Annotated in this window: 2 protein-coding genes; both read right to left on the bottom strand. The window is 69.0% G+C overall.

Annotated elements, in window-relative coordinates; translation table 11 throughout:
• Window positions 1-358, bottom strand: a 358-nt coding sequence (locus tag ACPV3N_RS13450) for a periplasmic heavy metal sensor (RefSeq protein ID WP_440118639.1), incomplete at its 3' end; no start/stop codon positions are given.
• On the bottom strand, window positions 355-549 hold a 195-nt coding region (locus tag ACPV3N_RS13445), incomplete at its 5' end, for a hypothetical protein (protein WP_440118637.1). The genes ACPV3N_RS13445 and ACPV3N_RS13450, both read right to left, overlap by 4 nt.

Raw genomic sequence — 549 nt, 5'->3', positions numbered from 1 at the left:
CGAAGATGTGCGCCAGCGTCGCTTTCTGGAGCTCGCCCATGACGGCGTGGCTCTGGTCGACCGCTGCGGCGACGCGCGGCCCGTTGCCATGCTCGGCCTCGATCGCTTCAGCGAGCCGGGCATTGTTCGCCCGCAATTCCAGCTCGAATGCGCGCCGCTGCACGGCGAAACGCTGCTCCAGCACTTCAAGTCGCGCTTCCTGGTTGGCGTCCAGCGCCAGCTTATGATGCAGCACGTCGTGCAGCTCCGAGCCGGGCTGGGCACGTGGCGGAAGTAGCGCCCGCCCCACGAACACACCGATGATCGCGGCGATGAAGCACGCGACAATGCCAAGCAGAAGGCGGATGCGGCCGCTCATTGCACGCCGACGAGCAGCGTGGAGGGCGCGAGCGGCGACACCGGCCCCAAGGGCGATAGCGAAGCCGCGCTGGCTTCCTTCGCGGGCACACCGGCACCGAAGATGCCCATGACGAGCGCCGCAGCGATCGTCATTGCCCCAACGCCTAAGCCGGCGCGCGCCGCTGGACGTGCGGCGACCCGCGCCAGCAC

It is taken from the genome of Tsuneonella sediminis, assembly GCF_051912845.1.
Lineage (GTDB): Bacteria > Pseudomonadota > Alphaproteobacteria > Sphingomonadales > Sphingomonadaceae > Tsuneonella > Tsuneonella sediminis.
This window is presented reverse-complemented; position numbering and strand designations above follow the sequence as displayed.